Below are 17,043 nucleotides of genomic sequence, written 5' to 3' on the forward strand. Positions count from 1 at the left end.
AATATACTACTGTTTTGTTGATTTGCAACAAGAAAAAACAAAAATTGTTATATTTCTGTTAAATTTTTAAAAGAATACTATGCTAGAAAGACTACAGAACATCCTAAAGCTCATGAAATCAGTGGATTTGGAGCAATTGGAGAAGATATCGAAGAAGGTGGATTTGGCCGAAGTTTTGGGTGCAGTTTCCAAAATGGACGAAAATCAGCTCAAAATGGCCATGAAAATGTTGACTGGAAGTAAAAAGAAAAAAGATCCGCCCCCAATAAATGCTGATTTTTACGATATATCCGCAAAACTTTCCGAAGAAGATAGGGCCTTGCAGATGAAAGTCAGGACGTTCTTGGAAACTGAAATTCAACCTATCGTCAATAAATATTGGCTGCACGATGAATTTCCTTTTGAGATCATTCCCAAGTTAAGGGAGCTCAATGTCTGCGGCTATGTATATGATGGCTATGGCTGTGCGGGCGGTACTTCCTTAATGGATGGTATTATTGCCGCTGAATTTGGCCGTGTCGATCCATCCATCGCAACTTTTTTGGGTGTTCAAAGTGGATTGGCAATGGGTTCGATCTATATGTGCGGATCGGATGAACAGAAAAATGAATGGTTGCCTGCCATGCAGCAACTGAATAAGATCGGTGCATTCGGATTGACAGAGCCTTTGGTGGGTTCTGCAACAGCCGGTGGATTGACAACAACCTGTAAACGGGATGGGGACAATTGGATTTTGAACGGACAAAAGAAATGGATCGGTAACTCGACCTTCTCAGATATTACCATTATTTGGGCTAGGGATCTGGATGACCAACAGGTGAAGGGATTTATTGTCCGCAAGGAGAATCCAGGCTTCTCGGTCGAGAAAATCAAAGATAAGATGGCATTGCGTATCGTTCAGAACGGTCTGATAACATTAACGGACTGTGTGGTTCCTGAATCAGATCGTATGCCTAATGCCAATTCCTTTAAGGATACGGCCAAGGTGTTACAGATGACCAGGGCCGGAGTGGCTTGGATGGCTGTTGGATGTGCTCGTGGTGCCTATGAGAATGCCTTGGATTATACCATCAAACGAGAACAATTCGGTAAGCCTATTGCATCCTTCCAATTGATCCAAAACCATCTGGTCGAAATGCTGTCCAATCTGACCGCTATGCAGACCCTGGTATTCCGTCTGTCCGAATTGCAGGATGATGAAAAACTTAAAGACGAACATGCCTCCCTTGCCAAAGTTTTCTGTACTCTTCGGATGCGCGATATCGTGTCCAAAGCCCGTGAAGTAATGGGCGGCAACGGAATCCTATTGGAATACAATGTAGCGCGCTTCCTTGCCGACGCAGAAGCGATCTACTCCTACGAAGGAACCAAAGAGATCAATTCCTTGATCGTCGGAAGAAGTATCACAGGATTTAGTGCTTTTGTGTAAGGGGGATGTGAGATATGAGATATGAGATTTGAGATAGAAAGGGTAATATCTCATATTTCATTACTCATCGCAATACTAATGATATAAGAAATGAGATGTGAGATTTGAAATAGAAAAGGTTGATATCTCATATCTCAATACTCATATCTCAATACTAATGATATGAGATGTGAGGTTTGAGATAGAAAGGTTAATATCTCATATCTCAATACTCAAATCTCAATACTAATAAAAAACAAAGATCCCCGGTTATTAAAACCGGGGATCTTTGTTTTTATTTTTTATCCTTATTCTGTTGAGCGGCTTGTTGTGCTCTCATCATTTCTTCCATTTTCTTTTGGAAGGAGGATTGTTTCTTTTCGGATGCTGGTTTCTTTTTGTTGGCTTCGATACCTGCAAGGATCTTGTCATCGTTTACGAATTGACGGATGATCACTTGGGTTAAGAAGGTAAGAACAGCTGATAAGAAGTAGTAGTAGTTCAGACCTGCTGGGAAGCTATTCAATACAAAGAAGAATACCAATGGCATGATGTAACCGATGTATTTCATTTGGTTGTTTACAGCTCCTGAAGTGGAGTTGTTGTACCAAGTGGTCAACAAGGTGGTCAAAGTCATCAAGATACACATGAACGAGATGTGGTCTACACCTAATAAAGGAAGAGGTGCAAATGTGATGGGTGCATCGTATGTTGATAGATCTTTAATCCATAGGAAGCTTTCTCCACGTAATTCGAACAAGTTCGGGAAGAAGAAGAAGAAGGCTAATGTGAAAGGCATCTGAAGCAATAAAGGAAGACATCCACCAAGTGGGTTTACACCGGCTTGCTTATAAAGCTTCATTTGTTCTTGTTGCAACAGCATTGGGTTGTCATCACCAACCTTAGCTTTGATCTCATCCAACTGAGGTTTTAACACACGCATTTTACCCATTGATTGGTAAGATTTGTAAGTTAATGGGAACATCAGAAGTTTTAAGAACAAGGTAAGGATCAAGATCACGATACCATAGTTCATATTGAATCCATCTAAGAAATCGAAGATAGGAACCGTGATGAATTTATTGATCCAGCCCATTGGTCCCCAGCCCATGTTAATGATCTTATCAAAACCATTACCTTCAGCCTTTAACGTTTTGTATTTGTTTGGACCGAAGAAGAAGCTGAAGCCATGTAGGCTTTCGTTTTGTTTGTTTAATGCTAATTCAGTTGAAGCACGGTAATGCTTAACTACGCTATCTTGTGTGATTAAGGTAGACTTAAGGTCTGCATTCACGAAACCTTCTTTGCTAGTCAAGATGCTCGAGAAGAAGTGCTGTTTGAAAGCAATCCATGAAACTTTCTTTTCTAGTTTTTCTTCATCGTCACTGGTTTCTGATAGGTGGTCTACTGAGCCATCTACTTCTTTATAGAAGATTCCAGATTTCTCACGTTCAGACTTCACGTTACGCTCTTTTTGCATCAAAGTGGTTTCCCAGTTCAATAGCATTTTATTTGAGCTTACATCAACTAAGCTTCCGATTCCAACGGTTTTGATATCAAACTGTACGTTGTAATCATTGCCTTTTAAGGTGTATATGTAATCGATGTATTTGTCTGCAGCGTAAGAAAGACGCATGGTCAATGACTTAGCGTCCTGTCCAGCTACGGAGAAGCTAGCTCCTTGAGCTTGGAAGAATAAGTCATTTGTTTTTACAGCCTTTCCTGGGATATTGAATTCAAGGCCAAAACGATTCTCATCGCCTTCGAATAAGATAAGTTTAGATCCGTCGAAATTAGTCTCACCTTTAAGTTCAACTGATTTTACGCGACCACCTTTGTTGCTCACGTTTACTTTTAGGAGTTCGTTTTCCAAAGTAACGATTTGCTCCGATCCTACGGAGGCAGAGCCAAAAGGTTGGCTCAACAGCACAGAATCTGGAACGGCAGGGGTGGTAGTGGTAGCAGCTTTTAAGGAATCGCTGATTGGAGCTAGTCCTTCTTTTGCTCTTTTGATTGAATCTTGATGTTGTTGTTCTTTTTTGATCTCGGCATCGGATGGCTTCAGGAAGTAGAAGGATCCAGCCAAGATGGCAAAGATGAAGATGAAACCTAGAATGTTATTTCTATCCATTGTTTAATAATTACTATTAATATATAGAGGTCTAAACTCTACTTTGATTTTTTATGCGTTAATGCAGCGGCTACAAAGCTAACAAAAAGTGGGTGAGGATTTACCACTGTTGACTTTAATTCTGGATGAAATTGTCCAGCAACAAAGAAAGGATGGTCCTTCAGTTCCACGATTTCTACTAAGCCAGTGCTTGGATTGATACCTGAAGCGATCATTCCGGCCTTTTCGTAATCTTTTAGATACGCATTGTTAAATTCGTAACGGTGGCGGTGTCTTTCTGTAATTTTCGACTTGCCATAAACGCCGTATGCCTTGGTTCCTTTTTTGATCTCACAGTCATAAGCACCCAAACGCATGGTTCCACCCATGTTTTTGATGTTCTTTTGCTCTTCCATCAAGTTGATAACAGGATGTGGAGTGTTTTCGTCCATTTCGAAGCTGTTTGCACCTTTAAGGCCCAATACATTTCTTCCGAACTCAATAACTGAACACTGCATTCCTAAACAGATTCCGAAGAAAGGGATTTTGTTTTCACGCACGTAACGGATGGTTTCTAATTTACCATCTAGTCCACGTTCTCCGAATCCAGGAGCAACCAATACGCCGTCCAAACCTTTCAGTTTTTCTCCGACGTTTTCTTGGTTAACACTTTCAGCGGCGATATATTTTACTTTCACGCGGGTCTCATTGGTAGCACCTGCATGAATAAATGCTTCAGCGATAGATTTGTAGGCATCTGGAAGCTCTACATATTTACCTACTAGGCCGATATTGACTTCGTCTGTAGGGTTTTTCAATCTGCCTAAGAAGGATTTCCAGTTTTCTAGATCTGGTTCATTCTTGGTAGAAAGTTTCAATTTAGCCAAGACAGTTTTGTCTAATTGCTCTTTCAACATGTTCAATGGCACATCATAGATCGTAGGGGCATCGATAGATTCCACTACGGCATTGATGTTTACATTGCAGAACAAGGCTAACTTTTTACGGATATCATTGTTCAGTTTGTGCTCGGTTCTACATACCAAGATGTCGGGTTGAACACCATATTCCAATAATGTTTTAACGGAGTGTTGCGTAGGTTTGGTTTTAAGCTCACCTGCAGCTGCTAGGTAAGGGACCAATGTCAAGTGAATTACCAAAGAGTCGTTATTGCCCAACTCCCAACGTAATTGACGTACTGCTTCAATAAAAGGTAGGGATTCGATATCACCAACAGTACCACCTAATTCAGTGATGACAATATCATATTCTCCAGACTGGCCCAATAGTAACATACGGCGTTTGATCTCGTCTGTGATGTGCGGAACGACCTGAACGGTTTTGCCTAGATAGGCACCAGCGCGTTCTTGTTCGATCACATGGCTGTAGATACGGCCTGTTGTAACGTTGTTTGCTTGGGATGTAGGAACATTCAAGAAACGTTCGTAGTGACCTAAGTCAAGGTCCGTCTCAGCACCGTCCTCTGTAACATAACATTCGCCATGTTCATAAGGGTTCAATGTTCCTGGATCAATATTGATGTACGGGTCAAATTTCTGGATGGTTACTTTTAAACCACGTGCTTGGAGAAGCTTGGCAAGGGAAGCTGCAATAATTCCTTTCCCTAACGACGAAGTTACGCCGCCCGTAACAAAGATATATTTAGTCATAACAATAATGGATTTCTAACTTAGATGCCTAGATAAAAAGCATCGTTCATCTGCTCTATGTACGGGATACAAAGGTACGAAATTTTATTAAATAAGGTCTAAAAAAAATCGTTCGAGACCAATTGTGAGGTTAACGAAACGAAAGTCAATCAGTTGGGAGTATAATTGCTCGTTTTTTTACTTTCCACAGATGCTTGGGGAAATGGAAATCTGCTAACTTTAGGATAAAAATCAAATAATATGGAATACAGAAGAATGGGAAAGAGTGGCCTTCAGCTGAGTGCACTGTCATTTGGATCGTGGGTTACTTTTGCCAGACAAACTGATGATAACACCAATGAGCGCCTTATGGCGCAGGCTTACGAGTCTGGTGTAAACTTCTTTGATAATGCTGAGGTGTACTCTGCTGGTCTTTCTGAAGAAATGATGGGCAGGGTGTTGAAAAAGCTGAACTGGGATAGGTCTTCTTATGTACTGTCGAGTAAGGCCTACTTTGGATGGAAAGGAGTGGATAAAAAACCTAATCAACATGGATTGAGCAGGAAGCATTTGATGGAAGCCTGCCATGAAGCCTTGGAAAGGATGCAGGTAGAATACCTCGATCTTTATTATTGCCATCGCCCTGATCAAAATGTACCCATAGAAGAAGTCGTGAGAACGATGAATACCCTGATCCAACAAGGCAAAGTTTTTTATTGGGGTACATCAGAGTGGTCAGCAGCTGAGATCATGGAGGCACATATGATTGCTAAGGAATTAGGGCTAGAAGGGCCATCCGTTGAGCAGCCTGAATATAATCTGTTCAATAGAAGAAAGATTGAGGTGGATTATGCGCCGATATTTAGGAATGTAGGCATGGGCACGACCATTTGGAGCCCATTAGCTTCTGGTCTTCTGACTGGAAAGTATAATGATGGGATCCCTGAAGGCTCTAGGATGTCTCTGGAAGGCTATGAATGGCTGCGGGATAAGGCCGTAGTGAATGAAAAGTTAAATAGGGTAAAAGCGCTAGGAGATTTCGCCAATGAGCTTGGAGTTTCACTGCCAACTTTGTGCATCGCTTGGTGTATCAGTAACCCGAATGTAACAACGGCAATCTTGGGAGCGACCAAAGAAAGTCAGTTGACTGAAAACCTGAAAGCGTTGGATGTCCTTCCCTTGATTACGACAGAAGTGAAAGAAAAGATAGATGAGATTATGGGAACCAAGCCTGAGGTAATTCAGAATTAATTGCTTGGGTAAAGGGCAAATAAATAAGGGCTTTGCAAATGCGAAGCCCTTAAATATAATTTTTAAAGTCTCTCGATTATCTTTTTGATTTGATACGAGCAGCTTTTCCGGTAAGACCACGTAAATAAAATAATTTAGCGCGACGTACTTTACCAATGCTGTTAACTTCTATTTTCTCAATGTTAGGAGAGTTTACAGGGAAAATACGCTCTACACCAATACCGTTAGAGATTTTACGAACGGTAAAAGTAGCATTAGCTCCTTCGCTGTTTAATTGAATTACCACACCTTGGTACACCTGTACACGCTCTTTATTTCCTTCGCGAATTTTATAATGAACGCTGATGGTATCTCCGGCTTTGAAAGCGGGATTTTCATTTTTTACTACCGCTTGTTCTTCTACAAATTTTACTAAATCCATGATTCTGAGTAATTAATAACGATATTTAACCTGTAAAAATCGGAATGCAATATTACAGCTTTATTTTGATATTTGAAAATTCTTTTTTAAAAATGTTCTACATTTCGTAGAATGCCTGCAAAAGTAAAAAAATTCTAAACCAATTCCATATTTATTCCTGAATATCCACCTGTTTTTTCAATTATTATTTTTTGTCCTGAATAAAGTTCAATAAATGAGCTTGTTAAGGGTGTTTTTCTTGATTGCGCTAATATTTATCGAAAGGTTAATTTATAAATGTTAAGGTTAAAATATGGTTGGAATAGGGTATTATACGGTCACTATCCTGTCCTAAATCTTTGGAAATTAGCTAGTCAGAAATTGAATAACCAATAAACACACTAACTAGATGAACAAAAGACTTATTACCTCTTTGGCAGCTAGTCTATTCTTCTCGACCGTTTTGTTTGCCCAAACGCAACTGAAAGGCCGAGTTGTCGACGAAAGCGGAGCACCAATTTCAGGAGTTACATTAACATTGAAAAATGGTACTGCGACTCAAACTGGTGCCAATGGTGAATTTACCCTCTCTTATGATCAAGCTGGACAGTTGAATGTCTCGGCTTTGGGGTACAGCAGAAAAGTTATCAACTTATCAAATCAGACGACTCTTGAAATCATTCTGGACCCCAGTACAGAAGGACTTGACGAAGTCGTTGTCACTGCATTAGGTATTTCCAGGGAAAAGAAATCCTTGCCTTTTACGGTGCAGGAAGTCGGGGCGAAAGAGTTGACCCAAGCTGGCCAGCTGAATGTGACCAGTGCGTTATCTGGAAAGGTAGCAGGTGTTCAGGTCAATCAATTTGGCGGAACGGTAGGTGCATCATCCCGGATCAGTTTAAGGGGTAACTCTTCTGTAAAGGCTGATCAGCAACCTTTGATCGTGGTGGATGGAGTACCTATTTCCAACGATACCCAGCGTTCGGGCGACAATACCTATTCTGGTGTCGATTATGGATCAGGGATCAATGATATCAATCCTGAAGATATCGAAACCATCACCGTCCTAAAAGGTGGTTCAGCTGCTTTATATGGTATGCGTGCTGGTAATGGTGTAATCTTAATTACCACCAAATCGGGTAAACGAGGCGACAAGGGCATACAGTTATCCTATGATGGTAACTTCTCAGTCGATCAAGCTGCCTACTTGCCTAAGGTCCAAAACCTATATGGTCAAGGTTATAATGGTGATGAAAAACACTATAATGACTTTCAAGCATCGAATGGCAAAATCTCTTATCAAGATTATGCGCAAACTAAAGGTTTCGCCTATGTGGATGGAACAGGGCAAACAGGAGTTTGGGATGGATTCGATGAGTCATGGGGACCACGTTTAGATGTTGGCCTGAATTTGCCGCAATTTGATAGTCCGGTGAATAATGGCGTTCGGACTCCTACACCTTGGGTTTCCCAAAAAGATAATATCCGTGACTTCTTCCAGCCTGGATTCTCGATGAATCATAACCTTTCTATTTTGGCCCAAAGCGATAAATCAAGCACCCGTGCTTCCTTGTCATTTAGGGATCAAAATGGTACAGTTCCGAATACGGACCAAAAAAGATATAGTTTACAGCTGAACAACAATACCAACATCTCAGAAAAGGTTTCCTTTGATGTCAGCACCAATTATACCCGTACAGAAAGTGATAACATCCTAAACCAAGGTTACGATGGTAACAACCCAATGAACGGTTTTATATGGTCGGGTAGGCAAATCAATATGCAAAGCCTAAAAGATAATTGGGACCAAAGAGATGAACAAGGAAACTATACCTATTACAACTGGAATACCAATTACCATGTGAACCCTTATTTCAATATCTATGAGAATACGAATTCCTATAAAAGGGATCGTTTTTTCGGAAAGAGTTCCTTGTATTACCAACCTTTTGAATTCTTGAAATTCGAAGGACGTGCCGGTTTGGATTATTACAATTTAAAGGCCTTTGAAAAGAATTATTACAACAGTGCCTTTCCTTATGGTGGATTCCGTGACCGCAAGACAGACAATACAGAATTAAACCTCGATTTCATTGCAACCTTCAACAAGCAATTCGGTGATTTCAACGTTTTGGCGTCTGCTGGAGCGAATTACAGGAACCTGATGTGGGAAACCAATGTAATGGGAGCGGATGCTTTGACGGTTCTGGGAGTATATACCATTGCAAATAGGGTTGGTGATGCGGTTACCACAATGGACCATAGCCATGTCCGTTCGAATTCTGTTTTTGCGACTGCAAATCTAGGCTGGAAGGACCAGATCTATATGGACTTGACGGCCAGAAATGATTGGAGTTCGACGATCAAGGATGATTTCTTTTATCCATCTATCAGTATGAGCTGGTTGCCTACGAGTAGTTTCCCGAGTCTGAGAAATAGTGTATTGAACTTTTGGAAGATCCGAGGTGGTTGGGCAGAGATTGGTGCGGGTACGACAGCATACCAGAATAGAGCATATTACTATCCACAGAACAATGCATTTGGTGGGGTAGCACAAATGTTCCGCTCGATGGTATTCCCGAATGCGAACCTGAGACCAGAGCAAATTAGGACCTGGGAGATTGGTACCGAAATCGGTTTCTTGGATGATAGAATCCATGCCGATGTAGTATACTACTATAAATCAACCAAAGATCAGATCTTGGCAGTAACCACTTCCAATGTTGTTGGATTTAGTTCCATGTTGCTTAACGCTGGAGAAATTGAGAATAAAGGTATTGAGGTGCAATTAAGAGGGGATGTGATTAGAAAAGAAGAAGGCTTTAATTGGACGACCTATATCAATTATGCCAAAGATAACAGTAAGGTTATCGAACTCTATCCAGAGCTGGACTTAAATGTTTATCAGATTGGATGGACATGGGGTATTGCCAATGTTGCCCGCAAAGGCGAACGTTGGGGCTCGTTGATTGGTGGCGGATACGACCGTGTTGAAGACGGACCGATGAAAGGAGCGATCAAAGTTAATAACCGAGGTTTGGTAGTCAATAAGAATGCCCAGATCATTGGAAATACTACTCCTAAGTTTTTAGCCAGTTGGCGAAATGATTTCAGGTACAAGGACTTCTCAATGGGCTTTATGTTTGACCTACGCGTTGGTGGGGATATCTGGTCACAAACCATGAGCCACTCCTATACAGCGGGGGTAGCTGCCATCACTGCCGAGAACGGAATTCGTGAAAAGGCTATCGTGGCAGGTAGAGATGTGATGACCGATGAGAAATTCGTTATGCAGGATGCTAACGGAAACTGGGTTGAAAATACAATCGAAACTGACGCGCAAACATGGTTTGAAAGCGGTGGTATTGCTCAGACCTATGTTTTTGATGGTTCATTCTTGAAACTAAGGGAAGCATATCTATCCTACAATGTTCCTTCTAGATACCTACAGAACATGCGTGGTATCAAACGAGTAAATCTGTCTTTGATCGGATCCAATCTAGCGCTTCTTTGGACACATAAATCCAATACAATGCGGATAGATCCTGAAACAGGAGGGGTATCGAGTGATAGCCGTGGGGTAGGTTTTGAGCAAGCTTCAGTGCCTTCTTCACGTAGTATCGGTCTTAAGTTGGGGGTTACATTTTAAGAAAACAGAAATCATGAGAATTAAATTTAATAGATATACGGTTGCTTGCTTTTTGATGATAGGGCTGGCAACATCAAGTTGTACCAAATCTTTTGAAGAAGTCAACACTGATCCTGATGCGCTGACCGAGGTGCCGCCAACCAATATCTTAGCCAATGTTTTGCGCAATACCGGTGAATCGTTTGGGGGTGATGTGGATGGCTACGGAACGTTTGCAGGCTATATTGTGAAGATCCAGTACATGGACTATATGGGAGGATTGGTCCCTACGAATAATACCTTCGGTAATAGATGGGCTGCATGTTATTATAACAACACGCAGTTGCAGGAACTGATGAAATTAACCGATGCAAGTCCGGATGGTTATAAAAACATCCGTTTTGTGTCCCGTATTTGGCAAAATTATATGTGGTCCTATTTAACCGATGGATGGCGCAATGTCCCCTATTCAGAGGCCTTGAAAGGAGCGGAAGATAAGGGCAATATCCTAAAGGCAGCTTATGATAAGCAAGAAGATATTTATCCTAAGATTTTGCAAGACTTAAAAACCATTGCTGATGAAATGGCGGCAGGATTAGGGACAGATGAGCTGGGTGCCGGCGATTTTATCTACAAGGGTGATATGGAAAAATGGCAGAAGTTCTGTAATTCCCTTCGCCTTCGCCTTGCCATGCGTATTTCGGGGGTAGCTCCAGCTTTAGCCAAATCGACCATTGAAGAGATTGCAGGCAATTCAACCAAATACCCAGTTTTGGAAACCAATGCCGAGAACTGTTACCTGAAATATCCTGGAGCAGCTCCATATTACGAACCTTGGTATAACAACGGTATCGTAGGCAAGCGTATAGACAATTTTGGGATGGCTGATATTTTTATCGATCATTTATTGGAAACTGAAGATCCAAGGATTGCCAAAGTAGCCAACAAAACTTCCGATGGAGTTTACCGTGGCTTTCAAAATGGAGCAAAAAGCGGACCTACTCCCTTAACTTCCATTTCATTCATTGGTGATAAATACATGAATGATCCTGTTGGATTTACGCCATTCTATAAATCTTCTGAGACTTTTTATATCCTAGCTGAAGCGGCGATGCTTGGTTACAATGTGAAAATGACCGCTCAACAGGCTTATGAAAAAGCAGTCAGGATTTCTATGGAAGACAACCAGATTGCAGAAGCTGATATCGTGAAATATTTGGCTGGCAAAGGAAAATGGAACAATACGAAAGAACGTATCTATTGGGATATGTGGGTGGCCTTGTTCAAGAATAATTTCGAAGCATGGACCCTGTACCGTCGTACCGGAATTCCATCTACCAATTACCCTTCACTGAACTCTATTTATGGCAATGCGCATAACGATCAGCCATTCCGATTACCCTATCCAAACAATGAATACCTGTATAATGCTGTCAATGTAAATAAAGAAGCAGAAAAACTGAAAGATTTTGTTTGGGGTGAACAGATGTGGTGGGATAAAAGAACTGGAAAATTTTAATTATTGTTAAACTAAAACCTAAACCTAGAAAGAGCCATCAACCGATGGCTCTTTTGTTTTTTTACGGAAGTTAAAATCCTGCAAATAATGGCTAAAAAGGGATTGAAGATGTAGGAAGTTTTTTTTCAACTTTATAATCTGAGAAATCTGGATTAGGAAAAACATTATTTATTTAAGTATTCAAGAATTTTTATGGGTCTTACAAATAGCATGGCAAAGATATTTGGATTGTTGATCATTTGGATTGGTGGAGTAAACCTGTTGGTTGCTCAAGAGTCAGGAGATCAGATATTGGATGGAATTGGTGAAACGGGCATGATCGCGCGATATGTGTTTGATGGCAATCTCAAGGATTGGTCAAGGAATGGCTTGCATGCCAATTCCAAAAACAACCAGCCCAAATTCATTAAAGATGAAAAGTTTGGCAATGTGCTTTCACTTTCTGGGGCAAAGGATGATTATCTGACCTTGCCTTCCGGTACCTTAAACGGCTTGGAGTCTTTAAGTATTTCGGTTTGGCTTTCCTTGAAATCAGATGGCACTGGGCAATATATCTTTGACTTTGGAAAGGATAAAAACCAACATTTCTTTGCTGCACCTTTTGGTACTTCTGCCCAAAAAGGCTTTCAGGCTTTGATTACAGATCAAGGAGAAACTAAAGCAGGGGCCATCGCGCCGGTGCCTGCATTGAATAAATGGCTTCATGTTGCTATTGTAGTCGATGTGTTTTCGAAAAACATTGTTACTTATGCGGATGGAAAACAAGTTGCCGAAGGCAATAAAATCCCGCAAGAGATTGCCAAGCTTTTTGATAGCTCTGGGAAGTTCAATATCGGTAAATCCTTGTCAGCTGAGGGTCCTACCTTAAATGCTTTAGTCCATGATTTCCGCATCTATAGAGTTGCATTGACTAAAAAACAAGTTTCTGGAATTTATTTTAATGGTCAGAATGCCGTTCGTCAGGACAAGAAGACGATGGGTAAAGCTGAGGATGACCTGCCAACCTATGAATTGACAAAGGCGCAGTTGTACAATCAATATTTACTTAAGGTCTCGGATGTCAAAGTGGAGACTGGCTTGGGTGAGCTTCCACGATTGCCTTCCTATGTGGATGGTGATTATAAAGAAGGCATGAAAGGACCTAAAGTTCGCGTCCTTTGGCCTGCAGACATCGATAATGATGCGGTCCTGAAGGCAGGAGAATATGTGGTAACGGGACGCATTCCAGGCACTGATCTGAAACCGAAGGCTTTTGTAACTGTGAAAGGTTTTGCGAATACCAAAGCCCCAACTGAAAAATTATTGCCTTTTGAGCTGAGCCAAGTTACTTTGAATTCGGATAGCCATAATGAAGAAACTAAATTCATCGAAAACCGCGATAAGTTCGTTAATACCTTGGCCAAGACGGATCCCAATTCTTTCTTGTATATGTTCCGCCATGCCTTTGGTCAGAAACAGCCTGTTGGAGCCATTCCATTAGGGGTGTGGGACAGTCAGGATACCAAACTCCGTGGACATGCCACAGGGCATTATCTTACAGCTATTGCACAAGCCTATGCAAGTACAGCTTATGATAAGGCGCTCCAAGACAACTTTGCCCAAAAGATGGATTACATGGTCAATACCCTGTATGATCTGGCGCAATTATCTGGAAAGGCAAAAGAAAATGAAGGCGAACATGTTTCTGATCCCACTGCTATTCCCGTTGGTCCAGGCAAAACCGCTTTTGATTCTGACCTGACCGAAGCTGGAATCCGTACGGATTATTGGAATTGGGGCGAAGGCTTTATCAGTGCCTATCCGCCAGACCAATTTATCATGCTTGAAAATGGAGCTACCTATGGTACAAAGGTTACCCAAGTTTGGGCTCCATATTATACGCTGCATAAGATATTGGCAGGTCTTATCGATATTTACCAGGTTTCTGGTAACAAAAAAGCATTACAGGTAGCTGAAGGAATGGGTGAGTGGGTTTACCAGCGATTGAATAAAATCCCGAAAGATAACCTGATCAAAATGTGGAATACCTATATCGCAGGTGAGTTTGGAGGGATGAATGAATCCATGGCGAGGTTATATGAGATCACTAAGAATCCACATTTCCTTTCTACCGCTCAATTGTTTGATAATATCAAGATGTTCTATGGCGATCCAGAGCATTCGCATGGTCTGGCAAAGAATGTGGATACCTTCCGTGGTTTGCATGCCAACCAGCATATTCCGCAGATTGTAGGAAGTATCGAAATGTACAAAGCCTCTAATGACCCTAATTATTTCAAGATTGCGGATAACTTTTGGTACAAGGCAGTCAACGACTATATGTACAGCATTGGTGGAGTTGCAGGAGCGCGTAATCCAGCGAATGCGGAATGTTTCATCAGCCAACCAGCTACCCTATATGAAAACGGATTTTCAGCTGGTGGACAGAATGAAACCTGTGCTACCTACAACATGCTGAAATTAACAAGTGATTTGTTCCGTTTCGATCAGCGAGCAGAATTGATGGATTATTATGAAAGAGGGCTTTACAACCATATCCTTGCTTCAGTAGCCGAGAATAGTCCAGCGAATACCTATCACGTATCATTGAGGCCGGGGGCAAATAAGCAATTTGGAAACCCCGACATGAAAGGATTTACCTGTTGTAATGGTACCGCAATCGAAAGCAGTACAAAATTGCAGAACACAATCTATTTTAAGAGTAAAGACAATAATTCACTTTATGTGAACCTGTTTATTCCATCTACACTGGATTGGAAGGAAAAAGGCATTACAGTAACACAGACTACCAGCTATCCAAAACAGAATAGTACGCGTTTGGACATCAAGGGCAATGGAAAATTTGCTGTGAATGTTCGTGTGCCAAACTGGGCAAAGAAAGGATTCTTTGTGAAAATAAATGGCAAGGATCAAAAAGTTGATGCTAAACCAGGAAGCTATTTGGCCATTGAGAGAGATTGGAAAAATGGAGATACTATTGAATTGACCATGCCATTTGACTTCCATTTAGATCCAGTAATGGACCAACCCAATATTGCAAGTTTATTCTACGGACCGATTTTATTGGCGGCACAGGAAACTGAGCCTCAAAAAGAGTGGAGAAAGGTTACTTTGGATGCAAAAGATCTAGGGAAATCCATCAGTGGCAATCCAGAGGCATTGGAGTTCAAGATCGATGGAGTGGTTTATAAGCCTTTCTATGATACCTATGGACGTCATTCGGTGTACCTGGATGTGACCTTAAAATAGCCTTTTTAACAGCTTTTTACGATGGATTTTAAAAATATCAATCAAATAGTCAGTGGGTTACAGAGAAAATTTATTTAAGGTATTGGATTTAAAAAATATCCCCTTATATTTGTGCCACACAAAATCAAAGGTGATACCTTTTCGGGGTGTAGCGTAGCCCGGTATCGCGCCACATTTGGGATGTGGAGGTCGTAGGTTCGAATCCTGCCACCCCGACACAAAAAAGCTCGACTTAGGTCGAGCTTTTTTTGTGTCCGGGTGTGGCAGATTCGAACCGTGGTTCGATCCGAAGGAGCTTCAGGGTTAGAGTTTGGGGCTTGTGGGGCTGAAGCAATCCTGCCACCGGTGAATAGTATTTAGTATAAAGTATTTAGTATTTAGAGCCTTTCTGCTGTGCTATTCATGTTGGGGAACAGGATTTACGCTCGACTTAGGTCGAGCTTTTTTTGTGTCCGGGTGTGGCAGATTCGAACCGTGGTTCGATCCGAAGGAGCTTCAGGGTTAGAGTTTGGGTCTGGTGGGGCTGAAGCCATCCTGCCACCTTTGGGGAGTATTTAGTAGAAAGTATTTAGTATTTAGAGCCTTTCTGCTGTGCTATTCATGTTGGGGAACAGGATTTACGCTCGACATTGGTCGAGCTTTTTTTGTGTCCGGGTGTGGCAGATTCGAACCGTGGTTCCAAAGTATTTAGTAGAGAGTATTTAGTATTTAGAGCCTTTCTGCTGTTCTACTAAAGGAAGGTAATAGAAATAAATCTCGATTCAAATCGTACTTTTTCCCTTTCCATTTTCCATCCAATTTCTCCCGATAAAATCACCCAATCACCTTACTCTCATTCGAGACTCATTCGAGGCATATTCGGGAAAAGCTCCAAAATCCTTCCGATATTTTCTCATTTTATTCCAACACTTCACCCATCAAAATCCGATCATTTTTCGTTGATCTTCCGAACCCTCCTCAACCAACCCTTAATACAGCTTGCAAAAATTCCGAATGTGTCTCGAATAAGGTCAAAAGGAAATGCAGTAATTTGCCTCTATTCCGATGAAATGTGATTCAATACAATTTCCTTCTAATAAAAATCTAGAAATAAAACCCCATCAACCTCTTCCAGTTTTTTAAAACCACCTGTGGCAAAAACCTACCATCATCCGTTATAATAAAAAACCAACATTTGAACATCTAAATATCTCTAGCCATGCGAATTAAATCAATTATTATTGCCTTGCTGATTCCTTTTTTATTTCTATCCTGCGAGAAGTCTGACATTAAATTTGAGTCTGAATTTAAGGATAGTTATGATGTTTTTCAGAAATTTAAAGCTAGCAGCAACAACAGCTACTTTTACATTGTTACGGGGACTTCCTTTTTTGGTTATTCTTGGGAAACTAAGTTAACAGTCAAGTCCGGAAAGGTTGTAAAACGGGAATTTTATTTTACAAAATTTGAATCTGTGCAATTGCCGCCAAATGGCTGGACTGCAAAAGAGTTGGATGAGATCTTAAAGAAAAGGGGGAAAGAATTTGAGGAATCCTTAAAAAAAGATGGGATTACACTACTTGAATATTTACAGTGGGTTGAGGATGAAAATAATCTTGGGAAATTGGGGACCAAGGTAGATTACGCATCACAAATAAAGACTCTGGATGAAATTTATAAATTAGCCGAAACTGACTGGATCATAAAACGTGCAAATGCAAAGGTGTATTTTGAAACCAAAAATAACGGTATGATATCTACTGCGGGTTATGTGGTAGGTAATTGTCAAGATGGTTGCTTCAATGGCATAAATATCAAAAGCATTCAGGCGATTCGTTAATGGTTTGGCT

9 protein-coding genes and 1 tRNA gene are annotated in these 17,043 nt (G+C 41.0%); 7 read left to right on the forward strand and 3 right to left on the reverse strand.

Annotated features, from left to right (window positions below; genetic code table 11):
- Positions 1-79: 79 nt before the first annotated feature.
- On the forward strand, positions 80-1,429 hold the full coding sequence (locus CKW03_RS04415) for an acyl-CoA dehydrogenase family protein (RefSeq protein ID WP_093098776.1): 1,350 nt from the start codon (positions 80-82) through the stop codon (positions 1,427-1,429).
- Positions 1,430-1,703: 274 nt separating this feature from the next.
- Here the strand turns inward: CKW03_RS04415 and yidC are convergent, their stop codons facing one another.
- Together yidC and CKW03_RS04425 are read right to left on the reverse strand one after the other, a co-directional pair.
- On the reverse strand, positions 1,704-3,539 hold the full coding sequence (gene yidC, locus CKW03_RS04420; protein ID WP_093098777.1) for a membrane protein insertase YidC: 1,836 nt from the start codon (positions 3,537-3,539) through the stop codon (positions 1,704-1,706).
- 38 nt (positions 3,540-3,577) lie between these two features.
- Entirely contained in the window at positions 3,578-5,188 is a 1,611-nt protein-coding gene (locus CKW03_RS04425) for a CTP synthase (RefSeq protein ID WP_093098779.1), read from the reverse strand.
- Between the two features lie 240 nt (positions 5,189-5,428).
- On the opposite strand from CKW03_RS04425, the gene CKW03_RS04430 reads away from it, so the two are divergent.
- Positions 5,429-6,418, forward strand: a complete 990-nt coding sequence (locus CKW03_RS04430) for a potassium channel beta subunit family protein (protein WP_093098780.1) — start codon at positions 5,429-5,431, stop codon at positions 6,416-6,418.
- A gap of 76 nt (positions 6,419-6,494) precedes the next feature.
- Here the strand turns inward: CKW03_RS04430 and rplS are convergent, their stop codons facing one another.
- A complete protein-coding gene (rplS, locus tag CKW03_RS04435; RefSeq protein WP_093098782.1) occupies positions 6,495-6,839 on the reverse strand; it encodes a 50S ribosomal protein L19 in 345 nt (114 codons plus the stop codon).
- Between the two features lie 388 nt (positions 6,840-7,227).
- Here rplS and CKW03_RS04440 point away from each other — a divergent pair, with 388 nt between their 5' ends.
- The 5 genes from CKW03_RS04440 (at position 7,228) to CKW03_RS04460 (ending at position 17,033) form a co-directional block, all read left to right on the forward strand.
- Positions 7,228-10,467: a SusC/RagA family TonB-linked outer membrane protein gene (locus CKW03_RS04440; protein WP_093098783.1), complete on the forward strand. Its 3,240-nt coding sequence runs from the start codon at positions 7,228-7,230 to the stop codon at positions 10,465-10,467.
- A 13-nt stretch (positions 10,468-10,480) separates the two neighbouring features.
- Positions 10,481-11,965 (forward strand): SusD/RagB family nutrient-binding outer membrane lipoprotein, encoded by a 1,485-nt coding sequence (locus CKW03_RS04445; RefSeq protein WP_236736516.1) that lies wholly within the window; start codon positions 10,481-10,483, stop codon positions 11,963-11,965.
- Positions 11,966-12,175: 210 nt separating this feature from the next.
- Complete coding sequence (locus CKW03_RS04450; protein WP_093099070.1) at positions 12,176-15,214, forward strand: beta-L-arabinofuranosidase domain-containing protein; 3,039 nt, start codon at positions 12,176-12,178, stop codon at positions 15,212-15,214.
- Between the two features lie 142 nt (positions 15,215-15,356).
- Positions 15,357-15,430, forward strand: a tRNA-Pro gene (locus tag CKW03_RS04455).
- 982 nt (positions 15,431-16,412) lie between these two features.
- Positions 16,413-17,033, forward strand: coding sequence for a hypothetical protein (locus CKW03_RS04460; protein ID WP_093098785.1), 621 nt, complete (start codon positions 16,413-16,415; stop codon positions 17,031-17,033).
- Positions 17,034-17,043: the final 10 nt, after the last annotated feature.

Origin of the sequence: Sphingobacterium mizutaii (genome assembly GCF_900187125.1) — a bacterium.
GTDB lineage: Bacteria > Bacteroidota > Bacteroidia > Sphingobacteriales > Sphingobacteriaceae > Sphingobacterium > Sphingobacterium mizutaii.